This window comes from Nocardioides sp. NPDC087217 (genome assembly GCF_044744805.1).
Taxonomy (GTDB): Bacteria; Actinomycetota; Actinomycetes; order Propionibacteriales; family Nocardioidaceae; genus Nocardioides.
Window position 1 is genome coordinate 25,633 of sequence record NZ_JBIUZB010000005.1, and the last position, 23,586, is coordinate 49,218.

General features: G+C 67.5%; 32 protein-coding genes and 3 tRNA genes. 11 read left to right on the forward strand and 24 right to left on the reverse strand.

Annotated elements, in window-relative coordinates; genetic code table 11:
• Positions 1 to 5 precede the first annotated feature (5 nt).
• Positions 6 to 575, forward strand: coding sequence for an NUDIX hydrolase (locus ACIO3S_RS20775; RefSeq protein ID WP_400467594.1), 570 nt, complete (start codon positions 6 to 8; stop codon positions 573 to 575).
• Positions 576 to 842: 267 nt separating this feature from the next.
• Here ACIO3S_RS20775 and ACIO3S_RS20780 read toward each other — a convergent pair whose 3' ends face one another.
• Positions 843 to 1,058 carry a hypothetical protein gene (locus ACIO3S_RS20780; protein WP_350713821.1) on the reverse strand — a complete coding sequence of 72 codons (216 nt, stop codon included), beginning with the start codon at positions 1,056 to 1,058 and terminating at the stop codon, positions 843 to 845.
• Between the two features lie 166 nt (positions 1,059 to 1,224).
• On the opposite strand from ACIO3S_RS20780, the gene chrA reads away from it, so the two are divergent.
• Positions 1,225 to 2,358 (forward strand): chromate efflux transporter, encoded by a 1,134-nt coding sequence (gene chrA, locus ACIO3S_RS20785; RefSeq protein WP_400467596.1) that lies wholly within the window; start codon positions 1,225 to 1,227, stop codon positions 2,356 to 2,358.
• Between the two features lie 102 nt (positions 2,359 to 2,460).
• Here the strand turns inward: chrA and ACIO3S_RS20790 are convergent, their stop codons facing one another.
• The 3 genes from ACIO3S_RS20790 to ACIO3S_RS20800 form a co-directional block, all read right to left on the reverse strand.
• Positions 2,461 to 3,051: a bacterial proteasome activator family protein gene (locus tag ACIO3S_RS20790; RefSeq protein WP_400467598.1), complete on the reverse strand. Its 591-nt coding sequence runs from the start codon at positions 3,049 to 3,051 to the stop codon at positions 2,461 to 2,463.
• Positions 3,052 to 3,065: 14 nt separating this feature from the next.
• Positions 3,066 to 4,040: an NAD(P)H-quinone oxidoreductase gene (locus tag ACIO3S_RS20795; RefSeq protein ID WP_400467600.1), complete on the reverse strand. Its 975-nt coding sequence runs from the start codon at positions 4,038 to 4,040 to the stop codon at positions 3,066 to 3,068.
• Between the two features lie 150 nt (positions 4,041 to 4,190).
• Positions 4,191 to 4,760: a molybdenum cofactor guanylyltransferase gene (locus ACIO3S_RS20800; protein WP_400467602.1), complete on the reverse strand. Its 570-nt coding sequence runs from the start codon at positions 4,758 to 4,760 to the stop codon at positions 4,191 to 4,193.
• Between the two features lie 71 nt (positions 4,761 to 4,831).
• On the opposite strand from ACIO3S_RS20800, the gene ACIO3S_RS20805 reads away from it, so the two are divergent.
• From ACIO3S_RS20805 to ACIO3S_RS20820, 4 genes are all read left to right on the forward strand, one after another.
• The gene (locus tag ACIO3S_RS20805) at positions 4,832 to 5,608 is read left to right on the forward strand and encodes a carbon-nitrogen hydrolase family protein (RefSeq protein ID WP_400467604.1); all 777 of its coding nucleotides are present in this window, start codon (positions 4,832 to 4,834) and stop codon (positions 5,606 to 5,608) included.
• An 85-nt stretch (positions 5,609 to 5,693) separates the two neighbouring features.
• Positions 5,694 to 7,403 (forward strand): hypothetical protein, encoded by a 1,710-nt coding sequence (locus ACIO3S_RS20810; protein WP_400467606.1) that lies wholly within the window; start codon positions 5,694 to 5,696, stop codon positions 7,401 to 7,403.
• A gap of 49 nt (positions 7,404 to 7,452) precedes the next feature.
• Complete coding sequence (locus ACIO3S_RS20815; RefSeq protein WP_400467608.1) at positions 7,453 to 7,683, forward strand: biotin/lipoyl-binding carrier protein; 231 nt, start codon at positions 7,453 to 7,455, stop codon at positions 7,681 to 7,683.
• A 42-nt stretch (positions 7,684 to 7,725) separates the two neighbouring features.
• Positions 7,726 to 7,813 (forward strand) — tRNA-Ser (locus ACIO3S_RS20820).
• A 19-nt stretch (positions 7,814 to 7,832) separates the two neighbouring features.
• Here ACIO3S_RS20820 and ACIO3S_RS20825 read toward each other — a convergent pair.
• A complete protein-coding gene (locus ACIO3S_RS20825; RefSeq protein WP_160026227.1) occupies positions 7,833 to 8,138 on the reverse strand; it encodes a hypothetical protein in 306 nt (101 codons plus the stop codon).
• Between the two features lie 90 nt (positions 8,139 to 8,228).
• Between ACIO3S_RS20825 and ACIO3S_RS20830 the strand changes: the two genes are divergently transcribed.
• The 3 genes from ACIO3S_RS20830 to ACIO3S_RS20840 all read left to right on the forward strand — a co-directional run bounded on the left by ACIO3S_RS20830 (position 8,229) and on the right by ACIO3S_RS20840 (position 9,222).
• Positions 8,229 to 8,723 carry a hypothetical protein gene (locus ACIO3S_RS20830; RefSeq protein ID WP_350713842.1) on the forward strand — a complete coding sequence of 165 codons (495 nt, stop codon included), beginning with the start codon at positions 8,229 to 8,231 and terminating at the stop codon, positions 8,721 to 8,723.
• Positions 8,724 to 8,766: 43 nt separating this feature from the next.
• A tRNA-Ser gene (locus tag ACIO3S_RS20835) sits at positions 8,767 to 8,860 on the forward strand.
• Positions 8,861 to 9,039: 179 nt separating this feature from the next.
• Positions 9,040 to 9,222 carry a hypothetical protein gene (locus ACIO3S_RS20840; RefSeq protein WP_400467610.1) on the forward strand — a complete coding sequence of 61 codons (183 nt, stop codon included), beginning with the start codon at positions 9,040 to 9,042 and terminating at the stop codon, positions 9,220 to 9,222.
• A 39-nt stretch (positions 9,223 to 9,261) separates the two neighbouring features.
• Here the strand turns inward: ACIO3S_RS20840 and ACIO3S_RS20845 are convergent, their stop codons facing one another.
• Positions 9,262 to 10,335: a LuxR family transcriptional regulator gene (locus ACIO3S_RS20845; protein WP_400467612.1), complete on the reverse strand. Its 1,074-nt coding sequence runs from the start codon at positions 10,333 to 10,335 to the stop codon at positions 9,262 to 9,264.
• A gap of 107 nt (positions 10,336 to 10,442) precedes the next feature.
• On the opposite strand from ACIO3S_RS20845, the gene ACIO3S_RS20850 reads away from it, so the two are divergent.
• Positions 10,443 to 10,515: transfer RNA gene (locus tag ACIO3S_RS20850), tRNA-Arg, on the forward strand.
• 103 nt (positions 10,516 to 10,618) lie between these two features.
• Here ACIO3S_RS20850 and ACIO3S_RS20855 read toward each other — a convergent pair.
• The 18 genes from ACIO3S_RS20855 to ACIO3S_RS20940 all read right to left on the reverse strand — a co-directional run bounded on the left by ACIO3S_RS20855 (position 10,619) and on the right by ACIO3S_RS20940 (position 22,662).
• Positions 10,619 to 11,803, reverse strand: coding sequence for a tyrosine-type recombinase/integrase (locus tag ACIO3S_RS20855; protein ID WP_400467614.1), 1,185 nt, complete (start codon positions 11,801 to 11,803; stop codon positions 10,619 to 10,621).
• Entirely contained in the window at positions 11,800 to 12,006 is a 207-nt protein-coding gene (locus tag ACIO3S_RS20860; protein ID WP_400467616.1) for a helix-turn-helix transcriptional regulator, read from the reverse strand. Before ACIO3S_RS20860 ends, ACIO3S_RS20855 begins: the two co-directional genes overlap by 4 nt.
• A 12-nt stretch (positions 12,007 to 12,018) precedes the next feature.
• Positions 12,019 to 13,638: a replication initiator gene (locus ACIO3S_RS20865; protein ID WP_400467618.1), complete on the reverse strand. Its 1,620-nt coding sequence runs from the start codon at positions 13,636 to 13,638 to the stop codon at positions 12,019 to 12,021.
• On the reverse strand, positions 13,635 to 13,829 hold the full coding sequence (locus tag ACIO3S_RS20870) for a hypothetical protein (RefSeq protein ID WP_400467620.1): 195 nt from the start codon (positions 13,827 to 13,829) through the stop codon (positions 13,635 to 13,637). The genes ACIO3S_RS20865 and ACIO3S_RS20870 overlap by 4 nt, the downstream gene beginning before the upstream one ends.
• Positions 13,826 to 14,095 carry a WhiB family transcriptional regulator gene (locus ACIO3S_RS20875; RefSeq protein WP_400467622.1) on the reverse strand — a complete coding sequence of 90 codons (270 nt, stop codon included), beginning with the start codon at positions 14,093 to 14,095 and terminating at the stop codon, positions 13,826 to 13,828. Before ACIO3S_RS20875 ends, ACIO3S_RS20870 begins: the two co-directional genes overlap by 4 nt.
• On the reverse strand, positions 14,092 to 15,786 hold the full coding sequence (locus ACIO3S_RS20880) for an FtsK/SpoIIIE domain-containing protein (protein WP_400467624.1): 1,695 nt from the start codon (positions 15,784 to 15,786) through the stop codon (positions 14,092 to 14,094). Before ACIO3S_RS20880 ends, ACIO3S_RS20875 begins: the two co-directional genes overlap by 4 nt.
• An 8-nt stretch (positions 15,787 to 15,794) precedes the next feature.
• Positions 15,795 to 16,091, reverse strand: coding sequence for a hypothetical protein (locus ACIO3S_RS20885; RefSeq protein WP_400467626.1), 297 nt, complete (start codon positions 16,089 to 16,091; stop codon positions 15,795 to 15,797).
• Positions 16,091 to 16,372, reverse strand: a complete 282-nt coding sequence (locus ACIO3S_RS20890) for a hypothetical protein (protein ID WP_400467628.1) — start codon at positions 16,370 to 16,372, stop codon at positions 16,091 to 16,093. The genes ACIO3S_RS20885 and ACIO3S_RS20890 overlap by 1 nt, the downstream gene beginning before the upstream one ends.
• Entirely contained in the window at positions 16,372 to 16,650 is a 279-nt protein-coding gene (locus ACIO3S_RS20895; protein ID WP_400467630.1) for a hypothetical protein, read from the reverse strand. Before ACIO3S_RS20895 ends, ACIO3S_RS20890 begins: the two co-directional genes overlap by 1 nt.
• A gap of 122 nt (positions 16,651 to 16,772) precedes the next feature.
• Complete coding sequence (locus tag ACIO3S_RS20900; RefSeq protein ID WP_400467632.1) at positions 16,773 to 16,949, reverse strand: hypothetical protein; 177 nt, start codon at positions 16,947 to 16,949, stop codon at positions 16,773 to 16,775.
• Positions 16,946 to 17,296 carry a hypothetical protein gene (locus tag ACIO3S_RS20905; RefSeq protein ID WP_400467634.1) on the reverse strand — a complete coding sequence of 117 codons (351 nt, stop codon included), beginning with the start codon at positions 17,294 to 17,296 and terminating at the stop codon, positions 16,946 to 16,948. The genes ACIO3S_RS20900 and ACIO3S_RS20905 overlap by 4 nt, the downstream gene beginning before the upstream one ends.
• Entirely contained in the window at positions 17,296 to 17,727 is a 432-nt protein-coding gene (locus ACIO3S_RS20910; RefSeq protein WP_400467636.1) for a plasmid replication, integration and excision activator, read from the reverse strand. The genes ACIO3S_RS20905 and ACIO3S_RS20910 overlap by 1 nt, the downstream gene beginning before the upstream one ends.
• 139 nt (positions 17,728 to 17,866) lie before the next feature.
• The gene (locus tag ACIO3S_RS20915; RefSeq protein ID WP_400467638.1) at positions 17,867 to 18,598 is read right to left on the reverse strand and encodes a GntR family transcriptional regulator; all 732 of its coding nucleotides are present in this window, start codon (positions 18,596 to 18,598) and stop codon (positions 17,867 to 17,869) included.
• Between the two features lie 73 nt (positions 18,599 to 18,671).
• Positions 18,672 to 18,860 (reverse strand): hypothetical protein, encoded by a 189-nt coding sequence (locus ACIO3S_RS20920; RefSeq protein WP_400467640.1) that lies wholly within the window; start codon positions 18,858 to 18,860, stop codon positions 18,672 to 18,674.
• Complete coding sequence (locus tag ACIO3S_RS20925) at positions 18,860 to 19,696, reverse strand: phosphoribosylaminoimidazolesuccinocarboxamide synthase (protein ID WP_400467642.1); 837 nt, start codon at positions 19,694 to 19,696, stop codon at positions 18,860 to 18,862. The genes ACIO3S_RS20920 and ACIO3S_RS20925 overlap by 1 nt, the downstream gene beginning before the upstream one ends.
• 337 nt (positions 19,697 to 20,033) lie before the next feature.
• Positions 20,034 to 20,972 (reverse strand): hypothetical protein, encoded by a 939-nt coding sequence (locus tag ACIO3S_RS20930; RefSeq protein ID WP_400467644.1) that lies wholly within the window; start codon positions 20,970 to 20,972, stop codon positions 20,034 to 20,036.
• Between the two features lie 257 nt (positions 20,973 to 21,229).
• Positions 21,230 to 21,439 (reverse strand): hypothetical protein, encoded by a 210-nt coding sequence (locus ACIO3S_RS20935; RefSeq protein WP_400467646.1) that lies wholly within the window; start codon positions 21,437 to 21,439, stop codon positions 21,230 to 21,232.
• A gap of 713 nt (positions 21,440 to 22,152) precedes the next feature.
• Positions 22,153 to 22,662, reverse strand: coding sequence for a MarR family winged helix-turn-helix transcriptional regulator (locus ACIO3S_RS20940; protein ID WP_400467648.1), 510 nt, complete (start codon positions 22,660 to 22,662; stop codon positions 22,153 to 22,155).
• A 127-nt stretch (positions 22,663 to 22,789) separates the two neighbouring features.
• Here ACIO3S_RS20940 and ACIO3S_RS20945 point away from each other — a divergent pair, with 127 nt between their 5' ends.
• Positions 22,790 to 23,581: an SDR family NAD(P)-dependent oxidoreductase gene (locus tag ACIO3S_RS20945; RefSeq protein ID WP_400467650.1), complete on the forward strand. Its 792-nt coding sequence runs from the start codon at positions 22,790 to 22,792 to the stop codon at positions 23,579 to 23,581.
• The last annotated feature ends 5 nt before the right edge of the window (positions 23,582 to 23,586 follow it).

Sequence of the window (23,586 nt, forward strand, 5' to 3'; positions counted from 1 at the left end):
GCGCCATGGCCTCCGAGGAAGACTCCCCACGCACCTTCGTCTCGGTACCTCCGGAGAAGCGGCCCCGCCGCACCCGGAGCACGGTCCGAGTGCTCCTGATCGACGACCGCGACCGGATCCTGCTCTTCGCCGACTCCGACCCGGGCGTCCCGGGAGCCCGCTGGTGGATCACCCCCGGCGGCGGCATCGATCCAGGCGAGAGCGAGCGGGTCGCCGCGGTCCGCGAGCTCGAGGAGGAGACCGGCCTCCGGGTCGCCGAGACCGACCTGTTCGGGCCGACGATGCGGCGCACCGTGGTGCACGGCTACAGCGACGTGGTCATCGACCAGGTCGACGTCTTCTACGCGTGCTGGGTGCCGGCCTTTGAGGTCTCCACCGCCGGCCACACCGCGGAGGAGCTGCTCACCATGGCCGAGCACCGCTGGTGGACGCGCGAAGAACTCGCGGCGACCGATGAGGAGATCTGGCCGGCGGTGCTGCTCGACCTGTGGAAGGACGCCGACGTACGCCGCGACGCGGCCGCCTCCGACCCTGCCGATGGCGGATGGGTGGAGGAGTCGTCGGTCCCGGCCTGACGACCGGGCTCTGGAAACGCCGCAGCCGACCATCCCCCTCGATGGTCGGCTGCGGTCTTGCGAGATCTGGTCGACATCCCTCGGTGCGACGAGACCTCTCGCGCGTGCCGTCTGCTCGAGCGTGAATCCCCCGATCCCGCTCGTGCGACGACACTCAGTCCGTGGTGCGGCCCCCCGACCGCGCCCTGGCCCTCCCCCTCAGTAGGCCCAGGGCGTCCACCCACAGCATCAGGCTGTGTACGACGGACCGAAGATGTAGGCGCATGGTCAGCGGAAGGCGCCGAGCGCGACGATGCCGGTGGCTGCCACGGCGGCGACGCCGAACATCGTGGTGCCGACGGCCGGCGGCATCCCGCCGCGGTGCTTGTGCTCGGACGGGTCGGGCTTGCGGAGGCTGCGGACGGCGTCGAGCACGTTGTTGCGGAGCGACTCGACGGCGGTCAGGTCACTGCGGTGACGTGCGGTGATCGTGGTGGTAGCCATGGTGTTCCTCTTCTCGGCGGACGGCGCTGGCCGCTCCCGTTGTCCGGCGGCCTTCACGTGAGAGAAACGGGGTCGCGGACAGGTCATGACGCAGCTTTTCGCCACTTTGGGGTTACAGAAAATCCACGACTGAGGAACATCAGGCCGAGCCCGTACGCTGCGCGTCATGACCACGTTGGTGGAGATCACTCGGGAGTGGGGCCGGATCGGCGTCATCGGGTTCGGCGGTCCGCCCGCCCACATCCGCCTCCTGCGCGAGACCGTCGTCGAGCGCCGTGGCTGGGTCGAGCCGGAGGAGTTCGAGGACGCGATCGCGACCTGCAACCTGCTCCCCGGACCTTCGTCGACCCAGCTGGCCATCTTCACCGCCTGGCGGGTCCGTGGAGCGCTCGGCGCTCTGGTCGGCGGGCTCGCGTTCATCCTGCCGGGGCTGGTGCTGATCCTCGCCCTGGCGGCGCTGTTCCTGGGCGACCCGCCCGCGTGGGTGCTGGGTGCCGGCGCCGGTGCCGGTGCGGCGGTCGCCGCGGTCGCGGTCCAGGCGGGCTGGGCGCTGGTGCCCTCCTCCTACGAGCGGACCCCGTCGCGTCCGCGATGGATCCTCTACGCGGTCGTCGGCACCGTCGCCGCCGCGACCACCGGGGCCTGGGTCGTCCTCGTGCTCGTGGGCGCCGGGCTCGTCGAGGTGGCGATGCGGAGGCCGTGGCGTACGAACTCCTTCCAGTCCGTCCTGACCGTGCCGGTCCTGGCCCAGGGAGCGCTCACCACCGCGGTGGCAGCGCCGCTGGCGTGGACGGCCTTCAAGGTCGGAGCGCTGTCGTACGGCGGCGGGTTCGTGATCATCCCGCTGATGCAGTCCGATGCGGTCGACCGCTACGGCTGGATGAGCGACGCCGAGTTCCTCAACGCGGTCGCGCTCGGGCAGATCACCCCGGGCCCGGTCGTCCACACCGTCGCGGTCGTCGGGTTCGCGGCCGCCGGACTCCTCGGGGCACTGGGTGCTGCCGTGATCGCGTTCGGGCCGTCGTTCGTGATGATCATCGCGGGCGGACGGCACTTCGAGGCGCTGCGCTCCTCGCCTCTGGCCCGTGCCTTCCTCGACGGCGCCGGGCCGGCTGCGATCGGTGCCATCCTCGGTTCTGCGGTCCCGCTGGCGATGGCGACGAGCGAATGGTGGCAGTGGGTGGTGCTGGCTGGCGCCGGCGTACTCCTGCTGCTGCTCAAGCGTGGGGTCGTGCTCACGCTGCTGCTCGCCGCGGCGGTCGGCGTGGTGGTCGCGCTGACTGGTGGGCCGCTGCCGTGAATGCTCACCGAGGTAACTCGGCGGGTGCTCACTTCCCTCGCGGAGTTCCACGAAGGAGGTTGGTGTTCACCGAGTTACCTCGGTGAACATCCACCCCTCTGCCTAGAGGTAGAGCCCGCCGGAGGAGTCGCCGTGGTCGTGCTGGCCGCCCTGCTGCGGCCCGCCCTGGCCGGGGGTCGGCTGACCCTCGGGGGAGAGGCTCACACCCGGCGGCAGGCCCTTGCGGATCTGCTCGAACTGGGCGCGTGCGGCGACCTGCTGGGCGTAGATGGCGGTCTGGATGCCGTGGAAGAGACCCTCGAGCCAGCCGACCAGCTGCGCCTGCGCGATCCGCAGCTCACCCTCGGACGGCGTCTGCTGCTCGGCGAACGGCAGCGAGAGCCGCTCCAGCTCCTCGACCAGCTCGGGCGCGAGCCCGGACTCGAGCTCCTTTATCGAGGCCTGGTGGATCTCGCGGAGCCGGTTGCGGGAGGCCTCGTCGAGCGGAGCGGCCTTCACCTCCTCGAGCAGCTGGCGGATCATCGAACCGATCCGCATCACCTTCGCGGGCTGCTCCACGAGGTCGGTCACATCGCGCTCTTCGTCCCCGTCGGCCTCCGGCGCGGTGGCGTCCTTGAGTACGTCGGCGGGCACCGCGATCGGCTGCCCGTCGGGTCCGATGACCACGACTTCCCCGGTCTGCTCCTGCGTCATGCGCTCAACCCTACCTAGCCTGCGGTGGTCAGCAGGATCTTGCCGGTGTGCGTGCCGGACTCCATGAGCCGGTGTGCCTCGGCCGCCTCCGCGAGCGGGAGTACGTCCTGCACGACCGCCTTCACCTCACCGGCCTCGACCATCGGCCAGATGCGCTCGACGACCTCGGCGCAGATCGTCGCCTTCTGCTCGACCGGGCGGCCGCGGAGGTTGGTGGCGATCACCGCGGCCCGCTTGCGGAGGAGAGCGTTGATGTCGAGCTCGGCCTTGGTGCCGCCCTGCATGCCGATGATGACCAGACGGCCCTCGGGGTTGAGGGCGTCGATGTTGCGGGCGAGGTACTTCGCGCCCATGTTGTCGAGGATGACGTCGGCGCCGCCGTAGACCTTGGCGACCTCGACGAAGTCCTGGTCCTTGTAGTTGATGGCCACCTCGGCGCCGAGCGACTTGGCGAGCTCGGCCTTCTCGGCCGAGCCGACCGTGGTGATCACCCGGGCGCCGATCTGGCTGGCGAGCTGGATCGCCATGGTGCCGATCCCGCCGGCACCGCCGTGGACCAGGAACGTCTCGTCGGGAGTCAGCCCGCCGACCATGAACACGTTGGACCACACGGTGGTGGTGACCTCGGGAAGCGCGGCGGCGGTGACGAGGTCCACGCCCTCGGGCACCGGCATCACCTGTCCTGCCGGGACGGCGACCTTCGTCGCGTAGCCGCCCCCGGCCAGGAGCGCGCACACCTCGTCGCCCTCCTGCCACTCCTCGACGCCCTCGCCGACCGCGGAGATCACGCCGCTGCACTCCATCCCGATGATGTCGCTGGCGCCCTTCGGCGGAGGGTAGAAGCCCTGACGCTGCAGCAGGTCGGCCCGGTTGAGGCCCGCGGCGGCGACGTCGATCACGACCTCACCAGCTGCCGGCTCCGGGTCGGGACGGTCGGTGACGGTGAGGACCTCGGGCCCTCCGGGCTGCTCGGCTACGACGGCTCGCATGCCTCAACCCTAGGGGTGCCGAGCGGTGGTGAGTTGCGGCCCCGGCGTCGTGTAACACGTCGTTCGTAGCACTATCCGGTCGTTCTGAACGACCGGATAGTCGGTGTAACAGCGTGTTACAGCTCGCGCGCGAGCCGCCACGACGACTCCTCAGAGCGACTTGAGGTCCGTCCAGGTGTCGATGTCGCGGTGCTCGTCGCCCTCCGAGGGGACCTCGACGAGATCGAGGTCGGCCAGCAGCTTGCGCAACGGCATCCCGTGCTGCACCTCGTGGTCCGGGCGGACCTCGGCGAGCCGCTCGGTGGACAGGACCAGGGCCAGCTGCCTGCGCTCGTCGGGCCCGACGAGCACGGCGCCGTCGTGACCGAACGCCGCCTCCCTGAGTCGCGACAGCGTCCGCGGCCGCAGGAAGGGCATGTCGACGGCGATCACCCCGACGTACGCCCGCGGGGTCAGCAACGCGTCGACGCCGGTCAGCAGGGCGGCGACCGGGCCGCCGAAGCGCGGGTCCTCACGGACGAAGGTCACCGGACGCTCGGTGCGCACCGGATCGCCCACGACGACGACCTCCATCGCGTCGACGACGGCGTCCAGCGCCCAGGCCAGCATCGTGCGGCCGCCGAGCTCGATGCCGGACTTGTCGATCCCATCGAGGCGGGAGCTGCGTCCTCCGGCGAGCAGCACGGCTGCGTACGGCTCCCATTCGTCCCAAGCGGTCACGCCGCCACCTCCGTCGCTCGACGGCTCACTCGCTGACGCTCGCTCACACAGCGGGACTCTAGTCTGGAGACGTGACCACCTGGAACAGCCTCCGGATCAGTCTCGTGCAGCACGCCTCCGGCCTCGAACCCGACGCCAACCGCTCCCTCCTGAGCGAGCTGACTCCCGCCGACAGCGACCTGGTCGTCTTCCCCGAGGTCTTCGCCAGGGACTTCGGCAAGCCGGGATCCGACCTGAGTCCGTACGCCGAGGCCCTGGACGGGCCCTTCGGGACCGAGCTGTCCCGGGTGGCTGAGAAGCGCGGCGCCACGGTGGTGGCCGGGATGCTCGAGACCAGTGGCGATGCCGACGGTCGGCCGTTCAACACCCTGCTCGTGCGGGGCGGTGCGGAGGCGGCGTACCGGAAGATCCATCTCTACGACTCCTTCGGCTACAAGGAGTCGGACGCGTTGGTAGCGGGCGCGGTCGAGCCGGTCGTGGTCGACATCGACGGGGTGCCGACGGGGCTGATGACCTGCTACGACCTGCGCTTCCCCGAGCTCGCGCGGCGTCTGGTCGACCAGGGAGCCGAGCTGATCGTGCTGCCGGCCGCGTGGGTCGCCGGTCCGCGCAAGGTCGACCACTGGCGCACCCTCGTGCGAGCGCGTGCGATCGAGAACACCGTCTTCATCGCGGCGGCCGCCCAGTCGGCCCCTCGTTACTGCGGTCATTCGATGATCGTCGACCCTCTCGGGGACGTCCTGGCCGAGGCCGGCGACGGCGACGAGATCCTCTCCGCGACGATCGATCGAGCGGTGCTCGCGGAGGCGCGTCGCACCAACCCCTCCCTGGTCAACCGCAGAATGTGACCTCGGTCAACAACTCCGCGTCACAGCGGTAAACGGATATCGATGACTCGTTAGGTTCACCCCTTCCCCGGTATCCTCGCCTGTTATGGACCGAGCCCCCCGCCGTCGCGCTGACAAGAGCAAGCGTGGCCGTCGTGCAGCCGGTCGTAGCGAGCCCACACCCGCCTACGTGGAGCCGACCTCGAGCGAGGCGCTGGCGTATGACCAGTGGGCGGAGGACGACTGGAACGGCTATCAGGACACCGGCCAGACCTTCGGCGGGCAGAGCAACGGCCCGGGCTGGAGCGAGAACGGCTGGGCCGATGAGACGTGGTACGACGAGCGTCAGACGCCTCAGGAGCCTCCCTCCACGGGCGGTGGTCGCCGGATCGCCGGCCGTGCCGAGCCGGAGCAGTTCGACGAGCCGAACGGCTACACGGGCAAGCGAGCCGCGCGGACGGCACCGGAGGAACCCTCCTACGGCGGCTACCCGGCGCCGGAGTTCCGGCCCGAGCCCGCGCCGGCCCTGAGCGGGCCGACCGCGCCGCCGCCGAGTGCTTGGCAGGCGCCGGCCTACTCCACGCCTGCTCCCTACCTCGGTACGACCGGCCTGACGCAGGCGCCGCAGACGCCACCCCACATCCAGCAGCCCGCGTATCAGCCCGACCCCTACCAGTCCGGCCATCTCGAGCCGGTCCACGAGCCCGCCGGCCCCTACGACACCGAGACGTCCGGTCGGCCCACGACCGCCGCCAAGGTGACCTCGTTCCTCGCGCAGCCGCGGGTCCCCGGAGCCGGTGCCGCCCGCGCGGGCCTCGGCATCATCGAGAGCCTGACCGCCGGCACCGTCCGGGCGATCTGGCTGGTCGCGCTCGCCGTCGGTGTGCTCGGCCTCGTGGTCAGCGCCTTCGACCTGGGCCCGGAGATCTTCGGCGGCCTCGGCGCCGTCGTGGTCGGCACCGCCTACACCTTCGCGCTGGCCCACCGCACCGGTGGCCGCCCGCTGATCTTCGGCTCCCTGGCAGGGGTTGCCGGGATCGTCGTGGTGCTCGTGGACAACGAGGCGCTGCGTACGGGTGCGGCGGTTCTCGTCGCATCGGTGGCGGCGGTCCTCGCGGTGATGGCCACCGTCCCGTCGCGTCGCTTCCCGAAGACGATCAGGGAGACGTTCATCGCTGTCGGCATCGCCGCGCTCGGCAGCTTCGCCGCGCTCGGCTTCGAGCCGGTGGTGATGGTCTCCCGATTCGAGTACGCGACGCTGGCCTGCTCGCTCGCGATCGCCTTCTTCGCGGTCTACCGCCTCGGTGCTGGCCTGCACGGCCTCGGTCGGCGCGGCGCGATCATCGTCGGCATCGGTGGCCTGATGCTCGCGCTCACCCTGATCTACGCCGAGATGCTGCGCCGCTACGGCAGCACCGGCCTGATGGACTCGGTCGACGACATGCAGCGCTGGTGCCGCATCCACATCGGTGGCTACCCGCACCCGATCCAGGCGCTCTTCGGGGTCCCGGCGCTGGTCTGGGGCACCCACATGCGCTCCCGGCGCCGCCAGGGCTGGTGGGTCTGCCTCTTCGGTGTCGCGCTCACCGCGCCGGTCGCCAGCACGTTCCTCAACCCCGACGTCGGGCTCGCCGAGGCGGCTCTCTCGGTCGTCTACAGCATCCTCATCGGCCTGGTGATCGCGTTCGTCATCATCCGCATCGACCTCGCGCTCACCGGCTCGACGGCCGCCGGCAGCGGTCGCAGGGCGGCGCGTGAGGCCGACGAGGCCAGCGCTGTCCGCCCCGAGCCGGGCCGCACCCACGCGCTCCTCTGAGGCGCTCTCCAGCTGGGGCTACCACGCGGTAACCCATAGGTTCTGGGATATGAGCCGCAGAACCCCCACCACGATCGCTGCCGAGATGGTCGCGAACGTCATGAGCGTCGGAGTGCAACCCGGGGACAAGGTGGCCGCCGGAGACACCGTCATGCTCCTGGAGTCGATGAAGATGGAGATCCCGGTCCTCGCCGAGGCCCCGGGCACCGTGGTGGCGGTCAAGGTCGCCTCCGGAGACGTCGTCCAGGAGGGCGACGTTCTCGTCGAGTTGAGCGCCTGAGGCTCAGGCGCACTAGACTCGGCCACGCGCCCACGGGCGCATGGAGAGGTGCCGGAGTGGCCGATCGGAACCGCCTTGAAAGCGGTCGTAGGGAGACCTACCGCGGGTTCGAATCCCGCCCTCTCTGCCACAGCTGGGCGTCTTGAGACTTAGACCTCTTGCAGGTGCCGATCCACGTCGATCATCAGCCGCCGCAGCTCGAGGAGGAGATCCTCGAGGTCGGTGCGGTCGAGCACGTCGTCGGCGAGGACGGCGAGCCTGCTCAGCAGGGTGCCGCGGTCGCGGAGCGCGCTGACATCGGTGAGGGCATGCCACTCCTGACCGGTGTCGAGGACCAGCAACGCCTCACGTACGCCTCCGAGGCGCTGGCGCACCGACCAGCGCCAGAGACCGACGTTGGCCCCCGGACGGGGAGCGGCGATAGCGGTATCCAGGGCCCGAAGAGCATCCGACATATTAGGAAGCACACCTGTCATGACCAGATTGTGACCTAGGTCACGTAAAGGAGCAAGCCGATGCGGCTCTCGGCTCCCGTGTCGGCCACAATGGAGAGCGTGTCATCTGCTGAGCTCACCTACTACCGCCTCGCTCCATCCGTGCAGGCCCGCCTCGTCGGCGCCGCCATGGTCGGCCTGGCGCTCCTGGTCTTCGCCGGCACGGCCGTCGTGATCGCGGCCCGGATCGACTTCGCGTGGATCTTCATCCCGCTCGTCGTCGGCGTCGCCGCGGTGATCGGGTTCGGCTGGTGGCTTCGCAACAAGGCGTACGTCCTGCGCGCCAGCGCCCAGGGCTACCGGGTCGCGTTCGTGCGAGGTGCCGGTGTGCGCGAGGCTCGCTGGGTCGACATCCAGGAGGCGGTGACCACCATGCCTGGCGGCACGCCGTGCCTGGAGCTGCGGCTCAAGAAGGGTGGCGCCACCACGATCCCGGTGACCATCCTCAGCATCGACCGAGAGCAGTTCGTACGCGAGCTGCAGGTCTACCTGAAGGCCACGATCAAGCCTCTCGACACCACTGCGGGTTCGTCCGACGCGCCCTGATTGGTCCCAGGACTGCGGGTCTTGTAGCCTGTTCGAGCGGTATGGAGGCGTCGCCTAGTCCGGTCTATGGCGCTCGACTGCTAATCGAGTTTGGGGCTTAAACCCCATCGAGGGTTCAAATCCCTCCGCCTCCGCCAGTTTCAATGCGTTTGGCCCCCTTCTTGAGGGGGCCAAACTGCATTCTGACCTGCAATTTCGTGCATTGCACGAGACCGTACGACGGAACGTCAACTATCCGTAACGCCGTGACGTGCACAATAATCAATCCGTAGGCCTCTCGGCACCGGTCGGCCTCGAGACCCGGGAAGGAAAGAACATGAAGCACGTACGCACTACGGTTGCGCTCGCGCTGGCCTCGGGAGCTGCCGTGGTCCTCAGCCTCGGCGGGTTCAGCAGCTCCGCCCAAGCAGACACCAGCTGGCCTCCGATCATCGAGAAGAGCGACACCAGTTGGACGCATGTCGTTGCTGTCAAGAGTGACACCAGCTGGCCGACCTGAGAATAGTCCGACTGCGCTGGTGATCGGTGGCTTCGCCGATCACCAGTTGTGGTTTTCTGGCGGCGGCGTGCTTCCGTCAACCTCGCTAGTCTCGCTGCGCCCGATCTCGTAGCCGAGTTGGAACCGCGTGTCCGCGTCGTACTCTTCCTTGAGGTCCGACACGTAGCCGGCGTACGTCCGGGGGCTGACTCCCAGCCGCTTCGATGCTGCCGGATCAGAGTGTCCCTCGATGAGCATGCGCAGAGTCATTGCCCGTTGCTCCCCCGCGATGTCCTTCAATGTGGACGAGTCTGCCGCCGAGAAGGGGCGCGCGCGTTCCCAAGCTCGCTCGTATACGTCGACGAGATAAGCCACCACAGCGGGCTCGCGTACGGCGACCGCGCTGGCAACGCCTTCTGGGCCCGGAATGATCGCGATGCGACGGTCGAAGATCATGATTCGATTGAAGAACTCGTCAAGCGTCCGGACCTCGCCGCCCGCCTCTGCGATGGCGGACACATACTCGCGGGTGGCGCTGTTGCGTCGCGCGGCGTGCTGGTACAGCGTCCGCATCTGCACCCCCCGTTGAAGTAGTTGCGTGTCCTTGCGGACGGTCTCGGCGAGCACGCTGGGGTCTCGGCGGTCCTGTGGGTGTGCCGTGAGTGTCTCGAACTCGCACTCGGCTACGAGTGAGTCGACGAAGGTCTGAATGGCTGCGCCGTGGATATACGTGAACGGCCCGCGCTCATCAGCCGGCGCCGACCGGCGCCACGCGTTGCGCAACGCGGTGAAGTCGTTCGCCCACTCCGCGGACTCCTGAAGCAGTCGGATGCCTTCCTGAGTCATCGGTGTCACGACTTGCGCTTGGACGGTCGCGGGATCGACCGTGACCCACATCTCCGGGTCCTCAGTGGGCTGTCGAATGAGGCCAAGTTCGATGAGCGCGGCGAGCGCCTCGGCGTACTCCCCGCCGGTGCTGATTCGGGGGTCATCCGCAGGGAGGCCGCCCTTGCTTGCGATGAGCTCGAAGAGCTCGATGCCCTTGGCCTCGAGCAGTGCCCGCGTCTTGGGTGCTTGTCCGTCGCCATTCACGTTCTTCTCCTCGCCGGACGGCGTGGGTTGACGCTTGCTCACGCTCCACCTCCCCGATGCTGTGGCTAGCGCCAGATCTTCTCACACGTGGCGATTTCTGGTCACGGACCATCATCCGCTAATCTTCTACACGTTGCTTCGGTAACACTGCGCCTGTAGCTCAACGGATAGAGCATCTGACTACGGATCAGAAGGTTTGGGGTTCGAATCCCTACAGGCGCGCAGCACATGGAAAGGCCCCTGACTAGGCAGAACGCCCGGTGAGGGGCTTTCTTCATTTGAGTGATCATCGGACGCTCCCCGCCGCTCTCCCCGCCAGCCACGATCATGAGCGCCGCCCGGAGTAGGTGCGAAGGGCAGCGGCAGCGAGGGTCAGCGCGTCATCGTGGGGACGTGCGTAACCGTTCGTCACCCGAAGGTCGGTGTGACCCATGATGTCGCGTACGACGTGGGCAGGCACACCCGCGCTCAGGTAGTTCGTCGCGGCCGTTGCTCGCAGATCGTGGACGCGGAACCCGGCGAACCCGAGACCAGCCACGAGTTTGGCCCAGTCGGTGCGGCGCTTGAGCACGTTATTGCGGATCACGTAGTTCGTGCGCTCGGACCGGAAGACCTGGGCCGTTCGCCGTTCACCCGCGACGAGAGCCCGGAGAGGTTCCTCTAGGTGCTCTGGGAGAGGGACCACCCGAGCCTTGCCGCCCTTGGGAGGACCCCACACGAGATTCCCCTCCCGCCAGTACTCAGGCGGCAGGTCCTCGCTGTCGTCCTTCGTGACCTCGGTGACGCTTCGCCGAATCTCGATCACCCGTCGGCCGAAGTCGATATCAGCCACTTGGAGCGCGGCCGCTTCCCCGTACCGAAGCCCGGCCGATCCCATCAGGTCGACCATCCGAGCGTACGTTTCACCAGCGTCGACAAGGACAGCGTCCACCAGGTCGTCGAGCTGCGCGGGCGTGAGCGTCTGGCCAACCTTGCGCTCGTGCCTCCGTCGCTTCTCCGACTTCGAGGACTCAGCAGTGCGAGCCGGATTGGCCGGAAGCAGCCCATCCTTGACAGCGACGCGAAGAGCCGCCGAGAGCGCATAGCGAGCCTGGCGGGCAGTGTGGACGCTCGACTCCTTGGCCCACTGTGCCTGTGCGCGCTCGACGTCACCCACCGAGATGCGACCCACCTTCATCTGACCGAAGGTCGGCAGCACGCGGAGATTCCAGCCGTGGCGGTAGTAGTCGAATGTCTTGGGAGCCAGACGGCGCCGAAGGATGGGCTCGGCCCGCTCCCACAGGCCAGCGTCCGCGAGGGTCGTGCGCTCCAGGTCCAGGCTCCGGCCGCGTGAACTCTGACGCTGCTTCCGCTCCCACTCCTCAGCCTTCGTCTTGGTGGTGAACTCCTCCTCGACCTCTCGACGGGGACCGTGAGGCGGGTAAGTCCACACCCGAGCACGCCATACGGTGCGGGTCCTGGTCTTCCCCTCCGGTGTCGTCTCGGAGTAGACGCGCTTCTTGACGCTCATGCGGCACTCCTCTGTCCGCGCGACTGAACGAAGGCGTCAACGTCCTCAGCGAGCCAACGCCAGGCACGGCCGACCTTCCAGGCCGTTGGGATCGACTTGTGCCCCCGACGGGCCAGATCCTGGAGGGTGCTCTCCGGGATGCGCAGCACGGCAGCGACCTCGGCCTGAGTCATGATCCGTGCGTTCTCAACTTGGGTGGTCATCACTACGTCCTCTCATCGGTTGTTCTTGGTCTTGGCCTTCCACTGGTCGTACTCACGAGCGCGAGCCGCAGCAGCGAGGGCGAGTGCTTCGTCACCGGGGTTGTCCCAGCCGGTGCCTTGGTAGGTCCACTGGCCGATGACGAGGGTGGTTTCCTCGGCGTCTTCGGCTAGGAGCCGGGCTTCCAGTTCAGCGGTGGAGATCTGCTCCAGGGACTCCCCGTTGCGGCGTGCGTCGGTCACCATCTGCTGATACCGGGCACGGGCACGACGCAGGCGACCCAGCGTGATCGAGTAGCGCCGCGACTTGGTCGAGAAGTGGCCACGGAACCCGAGCATGTGCGCCCACTTCTTGATCAGCTCATAGGGGTTGTCCTGACCGCCGTAGAGCGCATCAGCGGTCTCGAAGATGTCGTGACACGTGGAGGTCAGCCGCGCCAGGTGCGGGCGGGTGGTGTCCTCGAGACGGATGCCGGCCACGTCCTTGCTGGCGTACTTGGCCAGGTATCCGGCCACCTGCCCGGGTGTCAGAGCTGCATCGGGATCGTCGGTGCGGTCGCCGTCACGGACAACGCGGATGTCGACCTGTTCGCCCCAGGACAGGACGCGGGTGGTGCCGGTGTGGTCGACCGGGGGCGCTTCGAAAGTGACCTTGGCGACGGTTTCGGCAAGGAGCCGGGCGAGGTCGATCCCGTCCAGGGGTGCCGGGGATCCAGGTCCGTCGTTGCCATCGAGACGAAGCAGAGCATGGAAGTGGACCAGGCCCCGGGTCTGGTATTCGGCGACCTTGACGAACTGCACCGAGGCGCGTTCCTTGAGGCGTGACTCGGCGATGTCGAGCTTCTTGGCCAGGGCGCGTTTGAGCTCGATGGTGGTGCGTCGCCACAGCTCGGGTGCCCACCACTGCCACACGATGGCGGTGGTCCAGTCGTGACAGTCGGGACAGAATGGCGCGCCAACGATGGCGGAGTCTGCGTCATGGACCTTGTGACACGAGGTCGGTCGACCGTGGGGGCAGCGGGCACCCTTGTCACGAGCACGGGGACGGCAGCGCTTCCCGGCCTTGTCATGTCGGTGCGCGTGGGTTCCGAACGATGGCGCAGTCAGGGTGGCGAAGAGCAGCGGGTTGTCTGCCACCGTGGCAGAGACCGTTTTGCCACCCGACAGACCCGCGTCGATCATGGCGAAGGTGTCGCGGGCGTAGGTGCGCGAGCACGATGGGCACACGTCGGCGCGGCGGTTGCCGCAGGGCCGGTAGAGCACACCGAGGGGTGCCTCATCGGAGGAGAACGACCCGACCGGCTCGCCAAGAGCGACTTGAGGGCCGTAGGTCTTGTAGAGCGCCGCACGCAGCTCGGAGACCTGGGAGCGCTCGAACGTCCGAGACCGGCCGGTCAGGCGGATCGGGTGAGCACAGTTCTTCACCGCCGCAGCGGTCTCGGCGAAGGCGTCGAAGGAGCCGTCGAGGAGACGTGCGGTGACGGCCTGGAGACCGGCGTTGGTGAGGCCGGACAGATCCAGCGGCGCATCCTCTCCGTACCCCGGAAACGAGCTAGTGCCCGCCGAGGTCGAGGAGGATGCGTCACTGTGGATGCCCGGAGCAACCATGGGTGCATCGAGGGTCGAGCTGGTCACCACAGGGTTCCTTGGTTGCCGATGCACTCGCGGGCGTGGCGGCGTGCGGCTACGGCAGCGTCGCCCCTGTAGGCAGCCCGGTGCTTGATGTTGTCGGGGTAGGTCCAGTCGCAGCCCTCACAGGCGGCCGTCCACAGCTCGCCGTCGGCGACGTCCTTGAGCACTACGCGATCACCAGCGAGCGTCCTCATGCCGCCACCACCATCGGCATGGCGTCGATCAGGTCGAGCAGGTCGACGGGCTCAGGTGCGCGGTCGAGTCCGGCCCACATGCCACCAGAAACCCGCTCTGTGAGGGCGTACGAGTTGCAGGCGGAACGGACAGCACAGCTGTCGCATGTGGCCCTCATCAGGTCGACGATGACCTCAGGCACCTCGATGGTGTCCGTGGTCCAGGGCAGAGCCTGAGCCTCACGCGTGGTGCAGGCACCGTCAGCCATCCAGTCCAGGGCACTCACGACAGCACCTCTGCATCGGTGGTCGAGCTGACGATCTCACCGGCAACGACCTCGGAGGAGGCGTCAGCGTGGCGGGTACGGGGCTTGCGGGGCTTCCGCGTACGGGGAGCGCCACCAGGGGTGGACGGGCCGCGAGGGGGCCGGTTGTCGCCGGGTCGGGTGTTCTTCGTCGTGGCGACAGCGGGGACCATGTCGGACTCCGCCAGGCCGATGAGGTTGCTGAGGCCGACGGGCTCCATCGTGCGGGTGTCGGTGGCGTCGTTGGTGTGCTGGTCGCGTCGGCCGGTGGGGACCAGGGTGATTCCTCCGGCGGGGTAGTGCTTGTTCATGTCTTGGATCTCCTCGTCGGTGACGTAGGCGGCGCGGACCCTCACGGGTTGGGCGTGGCCTTCGAGGCGGACGTAGGCGATGCCTCGCAGGTCTTCGGGGATGGCTTCGCAGTAGGCCCCTGCGGCGTGGGCGCCGTCGCCGAGGGTCATGTCGACCTGGTCGTCGGTCTGGAGGCGGAGCGCGATCTTGATCGTGAACAGGTCGCGCCAGCGGACGACGTCTTTGGTGACGATCTGGGAGCAGGCGACCACCGAGAACCCCGGTGCGCGGCCCTTGGTCAGCAGCCGTCCCATGGCGGTCTCGATCCGGTTTTGGATCTGGCGGTCCTCGTTCAGCTCGGTCACGTCGGCCAGCTCATCGACCAGGACGATCACCAGCGGCGTCTCCTTAGAGACCGTGAAGGAGCGAGCCACGCCGCGCAGGTCGATGGTGCGGTCGTCCATGACCCCGACGGCGTCCTCGAAGAGCTTGGCCATGGCCTCGTAGTTGTCGCGCTCGTAGCGCTTGAACATGTCGCGGCCGAACTCCAGCTCCATCCCGCCCTTGGGGTCGATGGCCCAGAACTGCACCAGTCCCGCCTTGACGAACGGCGCGAGGGCGCGGATCAGGGACCAGATCACCGAGCCCTTGCCGGAGCCGGTCTCACCGGCGACGAAGACGTGGTTGCCTCGGATCTTGAGCGTCCAGGGCTGCAGCTGGTCGGTGTAGCCCAGGTGGACCGCATCCAGCCGTGCCACGTCGAGAGCCGTCGCGTCGGTGGGGATCGGGATGGCCGGAATCATCTTCGTGAGGGGGTTGCGCTTCTCCAGCTCCAGCCAGCACATCCCCGGCTTGTGCGAGCGGACCCGGGCCTCAGAGGCACGCATCGCGTTGGCGATGGTCTCGTCGGCGTCGACCAGGACGCTAGGGGCCATGCCGGCGGGTAGCCGGACCAGGAGCCGGTCCATGGCCGGGGTGGAGGCGACCTTGATCAGCCGCGGCGCCAGAGTGTGGCCGGAGCGGTCCTTGATCGTCAGACCGCAACGGGTCATCCAGAAGCCCCACATCAGCCCGTACCAGAACCAGCGCGAGAGCCAGTTGCGTGCGACTCGGCCAGCACGTCGACCGACCGGAGCAACGAACCGGGCGAACGAGGCCGACGCGAAGCGCCACCAGGCCGCCAGCGGTGCCCCAAGCGAGATTAGGCACCCGACGATGACGAGGGCGACGAAGCCCCAGCCCTCACGCTTGCCCAGCTCGACCAGCGCCCAGGTGAAGCCGCCGAGCATCGCGAGCGGCAGGACCAGGCCGGGGCGACGCAGGATCGACCAGGTCACCCAGACGATGGCCACGAGCAGTTTGAGCCCGAGGCTCTTGCCCATGTTCCTCATTACGCACCCCTCTCGTGGCGCTTGAAGGCCGCGACAACGAGGCCGACCTCAGTCAGCGCAGCCGAGGCCGCAGACCGTGAGGAGCGGACGTTCTCGGCGATGGTCAGGCTGTAGATCGAGGAGCCGCCGCCGATGGAGGCGTAGACCAGGTCCAGGCGCATGGTCACCTCGTTGAGATCTGAGGAGACCCGACGCAGCGCACCCAAGGCAGCGTCATCGCCGCGTACGCCGAGGGCATCGGCCCAGGCGTCCAGGTCGGTGCGGAGGCCAGCGCCGCCGCCGTAGATGCCCCACATCAGGCGACACCTCGCTCGTGGCGCTCGAAGGAGCGGCGCAGGAGCCGCAGACCGTCAGCGGCGTCGAGGATCTCGCGGGCAGCGTCGTTGAGGGCGAGGAGGATGTCGTCCCCGCCCACAGCACCCGAGCGGGTGTAGCGGTTCTGGAAGGCGTTCAGCTCGCCCGCGATGACCAGGAGTCGGCCGTACTGGCCCGAGAGGACCCGCATCGCGTCGGCGTCGTTGGTCACGCCCAGGATCTGTGCCCAGGCATCGAGGTCCTTGCGTCGGCTGGTGACCATCAGGCGGCCCCCCGCTCGTGACGGGCGAACGCCGCTCGTACCCGAGCCAGCGCAATGGAGGCGTCCATCGTGGTGGACGCGGCCTTGAAGATCTCCTCCATCACCGGGTCGTGCTCGGGCACACCTCCACCGGAGAGTTGCTGGCGCATCTTGGCGAACTCGGCCCCGATCACGAGCATGCTGGCGCTCATTTTCTTCAGCGCCGCCATCGCCTCGGCGTCGTTGGAGGCCCCGAGCGCGCGCGCCCACAGGTCCAGGTCCTTGCTGTTGATGCTCATCACGCATTCCCTTCCGTGCTGTCAGTGCTCTCAGTGCTGTTGGAGTTGGGACCCGCTGGCCGTCACGCCTTCCCAAACGCGACGGCCAGCGGGCGAAGGTGGGGTGTGCTCGATGCCCGTGGTCACAGTCCTGCCGCCTTGCCGCGACATATCGAGCACACCGGGGTGGACAGGTCGGGGTAGTCCCACGACCAGCGGCTGCCCGCGTTGGGCTGGCCGCACAGCGTGAAGTCGGCGTTGAGTCCGGCCAGGTGCGCCGGGTCGGACCCGTCACCGATCCACACCAGGTAGAGGCTCACGCCGCCACCGGCTCGGGAGTCTCGGCCTGGACGATCTCGGCAGCCGTCACGCTGACGCTGGCCGGAGCGGTCTGGGAGGCATCGGCCGACCAGCCACGCCAATATCGGAACTCCTTGACCGTGCCGTCGTCGTAGGTGTGCAGGCGGGTGGCATCGTGGTCCTCCCGCAGCCGCAGCTCCTCGACCAGACGCCCCGCATCGGCCATGGAGGCGGCGTGAACGTCGATCTCGATGCCCTCGACCCACGGTCCGCTCAGGTAGAAGTTGTCCACCCGGATCGAGAGGACCTCAACATCGGTCACGGACTCCAGCAGGCCCAGCGCCCAAGTCAGCTCGTGCGCCCGCATCAGGCAGCCTTCGAGGAGGTCGAGCTGGTGCCAGTCTTCGAGGCACCGGCCGGGGCCGCCGCACTCGGGGCGATCATCTCGGTGGCCATCAGCGACCACTGCAGACGCGGACGCGGACCGTTGGTGTCGATCCACGGAGCCGCGGTCAGGCCGACGAACTCGACCGGCACGAACGGCAGACCCGTCTCGTTGGCCGGGGGCACCGGCTGGTGCTTCGCCAGGATCTTGACGTTGACCGTCTTCTCGTTCTTCCGGGCATCCGGGTCCGCATCCAGCACGGGCACGGTCCAGACCGGCAGCCCGGACTCCTCATCGATCTTCTGCGGCATCGACCCGTCCGGCCGCTTGCCCGCGTTGAAGTCCAGCACCGGGGTCACCTCACCCACCACGTAAGCCCCGTTCGGGAACGGTCCCTCAAACTTCACGCTCATACGTCGCGGCATAGCCATTGCTCTAGTCCTTAGGTAAGAACACCGCTGTTCGGTGTACTAGGACACGACTGTACGTGTGCTAGGACACCTACGCAAGCAAAGCGGGCAACTTTCTTCGTCGGGAGGCTAAATCAGCAGGTCAGAGGGTGAACTCGTTGGCGACCCATTGCCCCTCGGGGCTAACGCCCTCCTCGTACTCGATGACCATGCCGGCATCTGTGATGTACCAAGTACGCGTAAGAAGTACCGGCGCGCCGGGGGAGATGTTCAGGCCCTTTGCCTGCGCCTCATCGGCCGCTGTCGCGCTGATCTGCTCCCGCCCTGCCGTCACTGCGACGCCGAGCGTGTCTGCGAGGTATGCAAACGTTCCCCGAGGGATCCGCTCAGTCTCCAAGAGCTTCGGGGCTCGTTCTGCAGCGTCTCCCGACAACCAACTGACCGACATCGCGCGCGGCTCTCCTTCGGCGAGTGTCACCCGCTCTCGTCGGATGACCGAAGCGCCCGGATCGAGCCCTAGCGCCGCGGCGATATCAGGTGACGCCTTGACCAGGTCCGCCGAAAGGATGCGAGCCTCCTTCGTGCCTGCGTAAATGAGCCCGGTCGCGCTCGTCGCCTTCAGGTAGGAACGTCCGCCACCGGCTTCCTTCCTCGCGGTCACGATCGACCCCACGCCAGGAACCGACTCAATCAGGCCTTCAGTGCGGAGGTGTGCCTGCACCTTGGTCGCCGTCGCCAGCGCTACGCCCCAGTTCACCGCAATCTGACGGGCGGACGGGATCGGCTCGCCAACTGCGAGTTGCCCGGACTCGATCTGTTCACGGATCTGTCGGGCAATCTGCAGGTACGGCGGCTCGGAGCGCTCAACGGTCACGACGGGTTCTCTCAATCTCGCAAGGTGTACTAGTTCACCTTACTCCAGCTCCCGAGCGATGCTGGAATCCTTATCAGTCGTCGTCAGAGCGCCATGCGCGGTCGAACTTCGAGTACGGCGAAGCGTTGACGCGAGCCGCGTAGGCGGCGTCCTCGGGCGTTGGTTCTTCACCACGATCCTTCGCGGCGAGGATCCGTCGGTGGACGGCCTGCATTTCACGAGGATCAAACACCTCGTGGGTCTCGTTGGTTGGCTCGGACATCAGGAACTCCACTTCTCGCCGGTGATTTGCTCGTAGATCTCGACGTACCGGGCGTGCGTTTCGGCCACGACATCGGCGGGAACCTCGGGACCGGGATCTGTGCGGTCCCAGTCTGTGAGCGATGAGGACCAGTCACGAACGAATTGCTTGTCGTAAGACCACTGCGAGCGCCCGGGGTTGTACTCGGAGACCTTCCAGAACCGCGACGAGTCCGGCGTGAGCACCTCATCGCCAAGGGTCAGGACTCCGGTAGCGTCGCGGCCGAACTCGAACTTGGTGTCGGCAATGATCACGCCGCGCTCGCGAGCGATCTCCGCGCCGCGCCCATAGATCTTGAGCGTCAGGTCTTCGAGCTGCTGCGCAGTTTCGGCGCCCACCAGGTCGCGGACTGCTCTGACCGTCATGAACTCGTCGTGCTCGCCCTGCTCGGCCTTGGTCGACGGCGTGAACACGGGTGACGGCAGCTTGTCGGCCTCGACCAGGCCAGGTGGAAGTTCGACGCCTGAGATGCTGCCGGACTCCTTGTAGCTCTCCAGGCCTAGGCCAGCGAGGTATCCCCGAGCGATGCACTCGACCGGCAGGATGTCCAGGCGACGACACCGGATCGCACGCCCCGCCCACTCGGCCGGGACATCCTCACTGATGACGTGATTCGGCACCAGGTCCGCGAACTGCCGGAACCACCACAGCGAGAGCTGAGTGAGAATCGCTCCCTTGTCGGGGATCGGCGTCGGCAGCACGACGTCGTACACAGAGACACGGTCCGACGCGACCAGGATTACATCGTCTCCGTCCGCGTAGACCTCGCGAACCTTGCCCTTCCGAATCAGTTCCACGACGTCCGTTCTAGCACACCAGCGAGCTACGGATGACCAGCGCATCCGGCATCCAGGACCCACCTACCCCAATCGAACATGTGCTCGATATTCTTAGGTGTGTCGGCCAACCCTCCAAAGAACGACGCCTGGCCTGATCCCAGGCATTGGCTGCATGTCTGGGTGCACCGCCGCCGCCGGAACTACCCGCCGCCGATGCCCGGTCTCGTACTCAAGTGGGAACTGCACAAGGGCCGGTGGCGTGCTTGGGTGATCTGGGTTGACACCACGTACGAGAGGCCCGAGATCCGGTGGGACTGGCTTAGTACCGAAGAGATGCGACCCGCGAAGAGCGACATCAACGTGTGGAACGATCGCTATCGGTAGCACCGTCCTCACCTTCGTTGTCCGCGTGGTCTACCTCCTCGACGATCTCACCATCGACCACATCATCGTCGCCTTGGTTGACATTGACCACATCGCCCGAGCGGCCAACCTCGATCTTGATATTGCCGATGTCGATGAGCGGATCCTTCTGGATCTCAACTTGTGAGTCCTCCGGCTGCTGCCCGTCGTCGCCCGGCATGAGCGCGGGCACGCCGTTCGCGGCCCCGAGTGCAAAGCACAACGCCAGACTCACCTTCCGGATCCGATCGCCGAACGGTGTGTCCTTAATCTGATTCCACACGTCTCGTCTTCGGTGCATCGATCCGATAAGCGCCTCAGTAGCGTGCTCGATCCCGGGCGTGCCGGTGAGTAGAGCATCACGGAGCGCCTTCTCGACCGCTTCGAGTCGAATCAGGACGAAGGCCTTCACCTCTTCGTCTAGCACGTCCGTCCGATAGACCTGATCCATCAGCTCCTCGACCAGGTCGATCAACTCCAGTCGAACGCTATCCGCGATCCACGTCTGCGCACGCTTGGTATGCAGATGACGATCGATCATCTCCAAACCTCGATGACCGGCAGCGTCGATCTGGGCGGTCAAGCCCGAAACACTTTGGTGACGTGACACTGTGAAGACATCTACAGCCGCCTCGACTTGGCCAAAGTCGGCGAGTAGCAAGTCTGGATGCGAGTCGGGCGGGAGCTTTTCGACCTCGCGACGGACCTCTGCGCACATATCAGCTAGCGCTGCGCCCAAGCGCATGACCTCCGCTCGGCCCGAAACAAAGTCGGCATCGACCTCGAGGATGTCGGCCGCTGCGTTGACGAGGAGATCGCCTCCAGGTTTCTCCATGAACAGATCGATCCAGTACCGGAGGCGGCTGGCCGCGTTGTCGAACGAACGATCCATGCCCGCGAACGTAGTGCCGCCTGCCCCGCACGCGCCGACGTCACATGTCACCCCTCCCGCATATCGGGTATCAGGTCGGCGGCGTGAGAACTTTCTCTACTGACTCAAGGCGCGCTCCGCGCGCAGGCCCGCCGCCGGCGGGCCAGGGACCCCCGCGCTCCCGGGCATGCGGCCTGGCGGCCGGTCCCTCCCGCGCACCCCCGTCCCGACGGCACCGGGCCAAAACGAGAAGAGCGCTCAGTCCGCAGACCAAGCGCTCACTCTCCAGGCGTCGACCAACCCGGCTCGTCCTCCTCAACCGGAAACGGCACCTCGCCGAACGGCAAAGCCCTGACGTTCCCGTACGCCTCCTGCCACGCCTCCCAATCGAGATCGTCCCGAGCCATCCTCCGTTCGACCCGCTCCGGCAACGGCAGCGACGGATCGTCCAACAGCTCGGCCGGATACTCCACCACGGGTTTCCTCATACATCGCTCTTACCCCGAACCCAGCAGTCCTAAACCGACACCGGCAAAAGTTCTCACGACGCACAGCCCCGAGCCCGACCACAGATGCTGGCGACGGGCAGGTGATCACGGCTCTACGGAGTCGGCTGATGACGAGGGGGAGGTGGGCGCTGCTGCCGGTGGGGACACTCCCCGCGACGCTTTCCGGCTCGATGATGTTGGGCAGCGTGGGGGCAAGCCCCCAGGCCCCCGCATATGGGGCCACTCTCGGGAGGACCCAGCGCTTACCCCTGCCACCTGCAGCCCCAGCGTGCTTGAGAGCTAGAACGATCAGGACCACCAGGAGCCGCCACGGAGCGTTTGGAGTCTCCCCGCCTGACTCCCCGCCAAAGCACTCGAAAACGTCGGCCGAGACCCGATTTCTCGGGTGTTTCGGGCCAGTCATCCCGCTCAACAGCGCGGAAACGGCACGGTCCGGGTCCCTACGGATCAGAAGGTTTGGGGTTCGAATCCCTACAGGCGCGCAGAACGTGTAAGGGAGAGATAGGCCCCTGGCCAGGCGAGAAGCCCGGCGAGGGGCCTTCTTCATGTCCGCGACGAGCTCCTAGATCCGGGCCGTTGCTAGCGCTCAACCAACCCACGATCCAGGCACCATTGCACCGACCAGGCTCGAGGACTGGCTCGGCAGTCGCATCATGCTCGTGGAGTTCGACCGCCCCGCCTGACGCGGCGCGTCATGGGCTGACGTCGGTCGCGGGCACCCACCCCTCCTCCTCGCGGATGCCCTGCATGATCCGACGGCCGATCTCGCGCAGCTGTCGCGTCTGCGCCGTCGTCAGTCGGTCGAGCACGAGCCTGCGGACGACCTGTACGTGGCCGGGTGAGGCCTGGCGGACCTTCTCCGCGCCGGACTCGGTGAGGATGGCCAGGGTGAAGCGCCCGTCGGCCGGGTCGGGGGTGCGGCGCAGCCACCCTCGCGACTCCAAGCGCGTGGCGGCTCGCGAGAGCCGCGACAGTGTGCTGTTGGCGTACCCGGCCAGCACGCTCATGCGGAGGGTGCGGTCGGGCGACTCCGCGAGGGCGTACAGGACGCCGTACTCGAAGTGGGTCAGCTCCGCGTCGCGCTGGAGCTGGCTGTCCAGGGCCGGAGGCAGCCACTCGAGCACGGTCGCCAGAGCGGCCCATGCCTCCAGGTCCTCGCCGGTGAGCGGGGCGGTCGAGTCGGCGGGACTGTGATCGGGCATGGCGGCAGCGTACGGCATTCAGAGGGGGCGAAGTTGCTCGACTGACTTGCTCGAGCAAGTCAATCTGCTTACAGTTGACTTTCCTGAGCAAGTCAAATGGTCGGAGTCGGCCGATGAAGGAGACGAGATGGACATGGCTCTGAACGGCAAGAGGGCCTTCGTGAGCGGGTCGACGCAGGGCATCGGCTTCGCCGTCGCGCGGGCGCTCGCCGCGGAGGGTGCGGCCGTGGTCCTGAACGGACGCACCGTCGATCGGGTGGACGATGCCGTCGGGCGGCTCCGTGCCTTGGTCCCGACCGCTGACGTGTCGGGGATCGCCGCCGACTTCGCGCGTCCTGGTCAGGTGCGCGAGCTGATGGGCAGGCTCGGCGAGGTCGACGTCCTGGTGAACAACGTCGGCATCTTCGAGGTCAAGGCGTTCGAGGACATCTCCGACGACGACTGGCAGCGCTACCTCGAGGTCAACCTCATGAGCGCGGTCCGCCTGTCGCGGCATGCGCTGCCCGCGATGCTGGCCGCGGGTTGGGGAAGGATCATCTTCGTCAGCAGCGAGTCGGGGGTGAATGTCCCTGCCGACATGACGCACTACGGAGTGACCAAGGCCGGGGCCCTGGCCCTGGGCAACGGCCTGGCCAAGCTCACTCGCGGCACGAGTGTCACGGTCAACACGATCCTCGGCGGGCCGACGTACTCCGACGGCGTAGCGGCGGCCATCGAGAGCATCGCCCAGGGCCAGGGGGTGCCGGCCGAGCAACTGAAGAGCGCCGTCGCCTCGGGCAACACGACGTCGCTGCTGCAGCGCTTCATCGAGCCGGACGAGATCGCGAACCTTGCCGTCTACCTGGCGAGCCCGCCTTCGTCCGCCACCAACGGCGCCGCCCTCCGCGCCGACGGCGGCGTTCTCACCGGCATGCTGTGAGGCCG

Bases quoted from the DNA above. Each gene is read 5' to 3' on its own strand.
- ACIO3S_RS20780 (WP_350713821.1), bottom strand. From the start codon at position 1,058: ATGGCTACCACCACGATCACCGCACGTCACCGCAGTGACCTGACCGCC.
- ACIO3S_RS20855 (WP_400467614.1), bottom strand. From the start codon at position 11,803: ATGAGCGTCAAGAAGCGCGTCTACTCCGAGACGACACCGGAGGGGAAG.
- ACIO3S_RS20790 (WP_400467598.1), bottom strand. From the start codon at position 3,051: ATGACGCAGGAGCAGACCGGGGAAGTCGTGGTCATCGGACCCGACGGG.
- ACIO3S_RS20945 (WP_400467650.1), top strand. From the start codon at position 22,790: ATGGACATGGCTCTGAACGGCAAGAGGGCCTTCGTGAGCGGGTCGACG.
- ACIO3S_RS20940 (WP_400467648.1), bottom strand. From the start codon at position 22,662: ATGCCCGATCACAGTCCCGCCGACTCGACCGCCCCGCTCACCGGCGAG.
- ACIO3S_RS20830 (WP_350713842.1), top strand. From the start codon at position 8,229: ATGGAGAGCGTGTCATCTGCTGAGCTCACCTACTACCGCCTCGCTCCA.
- ACIO3S_RS20775 (WP_400467594.1), top strand. From the start codon at position 6: ATGGCCTCCGAGGAAGACTCCCCACGCACCTTCGTCTCGGTACCTCCG.
- ACIO3S_RS20880 (WP_400467624.1), bottom strand. From the start codon at position 15,786: ATGGGCAAGAGCCTCGGGCTCAAACTGCTCGTGGCCATCGTCTGGGTG.
- ACIO3S_RS20795 (WP_400467600.1), bottom strand. From the start codon at position 4,040: ATGCGAGCCGTCGTAGCCGAGCAGCCCGGAGGGCCCGAGGTCCTCACC.
- ACIO3S_RS20930 (WP_400467644.1), bottom strand. From the start codon at position 20,972: ATGGATCGTTCGTTCGACAACGCGGCCAGCCGCCTCCGGTACTGGATC.
- chrA (WP_400467596.1), top strand. From the start codon at position 1,225: ATGACCACGTTGGTGGAGATCACTCGGGAGTGGGGCCGGATCGGCGTC.
- ACIO3S_RS20935 (WP_400467646.1), bottom strand. From the start codon at position 21,439: ATGAGGAAACCCGTGGTGGAGTATCCGGCCGAGCTGTTGGACGATCCG.
- ACIO3S_RS20895 (WP_400467630.1), bottom strand. From the start codon at position 16,650: ATGAGCATCAACAGCAAGGACCTGGACCTGTGGGCGCGCGCGCTCGGG.
- ACIO3S_RS20810 (WP_400467606.1), top strand. From the start codon at position 5,694: ATGGACCGAGCCCCCCGCCGTCGCGCTGACAAGAGCAAGCGTGGCCGT.
- ACIO3S_RS20870 (WP_400467620.1), bottom strand. From the start codon at position 13,829: ATGAGGACGCTCGCTGGTGATCGCGTAGTGCTCAAGGACGTCGCCGAC.
- ACIO3S_RS20905 (WP_400467634.1), bottom strand. From the start codon at position 17,296: ATGCGGGCGCACGAGCTGACTTGGGCGCTGGGCCTGCTGGAGTCCGTG.
- ACIO3S_RS20815 (WP_400467608.1), top strand. From the start codon at position 7,453: ATGAGCCGCAGAACCCCCACCACGATCGCTGCCGAGATGGTCGCGAAC.
- ACIO3S_RS20860 (WP_400467616.1), bottom strand. From the start codon at position 12,006: ATGACCACCCAAGTTGAGAACGCACGGATCATGACTCAGGCCGAGGTC.
- ACIO3S_RS20885 (WP_400467626.1), bottom strand. From the start codon at position 16,091: ATGTGGGGCATCTACGGCGGCGGCGCTGGCCTCCGCACCGACCTGGAC.
- ACIO3S_RS20920 (WP_400467640.1), bottom strand. From the start codon at position 18,860: ATGTCCGAGCCAACCAACGAGACCCACGAGGTGTTTGATCCTCGTGAA.
- ACIO3S_RS20840 (WP_400467610.1), top strand. From the start codon at position 9,040: ATGAAGCACGTACGCACTACGGTTGCGCTCGCGCTGGCCTCGGGAGCT.
- ACIO3S_RS20825 (WP_160026227.1), bottom strand. From the start codon at position 8,138: ATGTCGGATGCTCTTCGGGCCCTGGATACCGCTATCGCCGCTCCCCGT.
- ACIO3S_RS20910 (WP_400467636.1), bottom strand. From the start codon at position 17,727: ATGAGCGTGAAGTTTGAGGGACCGTTCCCGAACGGGGCTTACGTGGTG.
- ACIO3S_RS20890 (WP_400467628.1), bottom strand. From the start codon at position 16,372: ATGGTCACCAGCCGACGCAAGGACCTCGATGCCTGGGCACAGATCCTG.